Source organism: Arthrobacter sp. H41 (assembly GCF_000520535.1).
GTDB lineage: Bacteria > Actinomycetota > Actinomycetes > Actinomycetales > Micrococcaceae > Arthrobacter_D.
The window spans coordinates 27882-31049 of the sequence record NZ_KI914772.1 but is presented as its reverse complement, the minus strand read 5'-3'; the positions used below and the strand labels follow the sequence as shown (position 1 = coordinate 31049).

Here is a 3168-nt window from a genome sequence, read left to right as displayed (position 1 = left end):
GCTGCGCCGAGGCGTCCTGCCTGCTGGCCGCCACCATCTCGAGGATCACCATGTCGGGGGTGGTTAGTTCGGCGTTGTGCAAGTCCAGGGACAGCTCACTCACGTTGGGCCTCTCGGTACGGCGGGTTTTCAGGAGGAACCTGGAGTGTCCTACCTTAGCGGGACGATGTCGGCCACTCCGAGGCGCGCGCTGTCGGCGGATTCGTCATCGGGCTGTTCCTGGCTGAGGCGCTCGGCCTCCACCCTCGCGATATAGTGCTCCACCTCGCGGTCGATCTGCTGGTCGCTCCAGCCCAGGAGGGGCCCCATGAGGGCGGCGACCACGGGGGCCGCCGAGACACCGCGGTCCCAGGCCTCGATGGAGATGCGGGTCCGCCGCGTCAGCACATCGTCCACGTGCCGCGCACCCTCGTGGGTGACGGCGAAGACGACTTCAGCACCAAGGTAGTCATCGGCCCCGGGCAGTGGCTCCCCCAGTGCGGGATCCGCCTTGATGAGGTCCAGGACGTCGGCGGCTTGCGTTCCGTAACGCTGCAGCAGGTGTTCCACCCGCGCAACGTGCACGCCGGCGTCGTCGGCCAGGTTGCCGCGCGAGTTCCATGCCGCCTTGTAGCCGTCGGCGCCCAGCAGGGGAACCGACTCGGTGACGCTGTCGGGCACGCGCTCATCGAGTGCGCGCGTCGCCTCGTCGACGGCGTCCTTGGCCATGACGCGGTAGGTGGTCCACTTTCCGCCTGCCACCACCACCAGCCCCGGGACCGGATGGGCGACGACGTGTTCCCGGGAGAGCTTCGCGGTGGAGTCGTTCTCGCCCGCGAGCAGCGGCCGGAGCCCCGCGTAGACGCCCTCGACGTCCTCGCGCGTGAGCGGCCGCTTCAGTACCCGGTTTACGTGTTCGAGCACGTAGTCGATGTCCTTCGAGGTGGCGGCCGGGTGCGCCTTGTCGAGGTGCCAGTCGGTATCCGTGGTGCCGATGATCCAGTGGCGGCCCCACGGGATCACGAAAAGCACCGATTTCTCGGTGCGGAGGATCAGGCCCACGGTCGACTGGAAGCGGTCCCGCGGCACCACCAGGTGGATGCCCTTCGATGCCCGTACCTTCAGCTGGCCCCGGTCGGTGACCATGGCCTGCGTCTCGTCTGTCCAGACACCGGTGGCATTGACCACCTGCTTCGCGCGGATGCTGAACTCCTCGCCGCTCTCATGGTCCTTGACGCGCGCACCGACAACGCGCTCCCCTTCACGGAGGAAATCCACCACGCTCACCCGGTTGGCGGCCTTCGCACCGTAGTGCGACGCCGTCCGCACCATATTGACCACGTACCGGGCGTCATCCACCTGGGCGTCGTAGTAGCGGATGGAGCCCACCATGGCGTTGTCCTTGAGGCTCGGCGCCGCGCGGAGGGTTCCTTTCCGGCTCAGGTGCTTGTGGAACGGCACGCCGCGCGAATTTCCGCCGGACATGCTCATGGCGTCGTACAGGGCGATCCCGGCACCCACGTAGGGGCGCTCGACGAAGCGTTTGGTCAGGGGATAGAGGAACGGTACGGGGCGCACGAGGTGCGGGGCGATCCGCTGGATCAGGAGGCCGCGTTCCTTCAGTGCCTCCTGGACCAGGGCGAAATCGAGCATCTCCAGGTAGCGCAGGCCGCCGTGGATCAGCTTCGAGGAGCGCGACGACGTTCCCGAGGACCAGTCGCGGGCCTCGACGATTCCCGTGGTCAGTCCTCGCGTCGCGGCGTCGAGCGCCGATCCCACTCCCACCACTCCGCCGCCGACGATCAGGATGTCGAGTTCCCGGCCCTGCCCGCTCGTGGCTTTCAGCGCCGCGATTGCCTCTTCGCGGTTCTGTGGACTGAGTGCACCAGATGCCATGGTCGTAACCCTTCAGTGGGTGGATCCTGCTGTCCCTGCCTATCCCCCAACTCTAGGCCAAACGGCCGTTTGCGTCAGTCGTTCGAGGCATAGGGCGAGAGGACCACCTCGACGCGCTGGAACTCCTTGAGGTCCGAGTATCCGGTGGTCGCCATGGCGCGCCGCAGGGCCCCGATGACGTTCGAGGTTCCGTCGGTGTGGTGGGATGGACCCCACAGCACCTCCTTGAGCGGCCCGACGGTGCCGATCCGCACCCGGTCACCGCGGGGAAGCTCCGCATGGTGTGCTTCCTGCCCCCAGTGCCACCCCTTCCCGGGCGCTTCCTCGGCGCGGGCGAGGGCCGAGCCGAGCATGACGGCGTCGGCGCCCATGGCGATCGCCTTGACGATGTCACCGCTGGCCCCCATGCCGCCGTCGGCGATGACGTGGACGTAGCGGCCGCCGGATTCGTCCATGTAGTCACGGCGTGCCGCAGCGACGTCGGAGATCGCCGAGGCGAGTGGCGAGTGGATGCCGAGTGCGCGGCGCGTCGTCGTCGTCGCGCCCCCGCCGAAGCCGACCAGCACGCCGGCGGCGCCCGTGCGCATGAGGTGGAGCGCGGGGGTGTAGCCGGCGGCGCCTCCGACGATCACGGGGACATCGAGTTCGTAGATGAACTTCTTGAGGTCGAGGGGTTCCTCGTTCTTCGAGACGTGCTCGGCGGAGACGGTGGTGCCGCGGATCACGAAGATGTCCACGCCGGCGGCCAGCACCGTCTTGTAGAACTGCTGGGTGCGCTGCGGTGTCAGGGAGCCTGCGACCGTGACACCGGCCTCCCGGATCTCAGCCAGGCGGCTCGTGATGAGCCCGGCCTGGATGGGGGCGTCGTAAATCTCCTGCATGCGCTTCGTGGCGGCCGGGCTGAAGTTCTCGGTGCTGAGCCCCGCGATCTCGTCGAGCACTGCCTGCGGGTCCTCGTACCTCGTCCACAGCCCCTCGAGGTTGAGCACTCCCAGACCGCCGAGGCGGCCCATCTCGATGGCAGTGGCCGGCGACATCGCGGAGTCCATGGGGGCTGCGACCACGGGCATCTCGAACTGGTAGGCGTCGATCTGCCAGCTCACCGATACGTCCAGAGGATCGCGGGTACGCCGCGAGGGCACCACCGCCACGTCGTCCAGGGAATACGCCCTGCGTCCACGCTTGCCTCGGCCGATCTCGATCTCGTAAGTCACTGCTCTAGGTTATCCCAGCGCTGTTGGGGCCCACCCCCCGCTGATTAAGCGGCTATGGCTGCTATTCCGGCCGGGAAGC

The 3168-nt window shown here is 67.8% G+C and carries 2 protein-coding genes; both read right to left on the bottom strand.

Features of this window, described 5'->3' with window-relative positions:
- Positions 1-150: 150 nt before the first annotated feature.
- Complete coding sequence (locus tag Y705_RS0103940; RefSeq protein ID WP_026531899.1) at positions 151-1875, bottom strand: glycerol-3-phosphate dehydrogenase/oxidase; 1725 nt, start codon at positions 1873-1875, stop codon at positions 151-153.
- 74 nt (positions 1876-1949) lie between these two features.
- Positions 1950-3089, bottom strand: coding sequence for a GuaB3 family IMP dehydrogenase-related protein (locus tag Y705_RS0103935; protein WP_026531898.1), 1140 nt, complete (start codon positions 3087-3089; stop codon positions 1950-1952).
- Between the last annotated feature and the right edge of the window lie 79 nt (positions 3090-3168).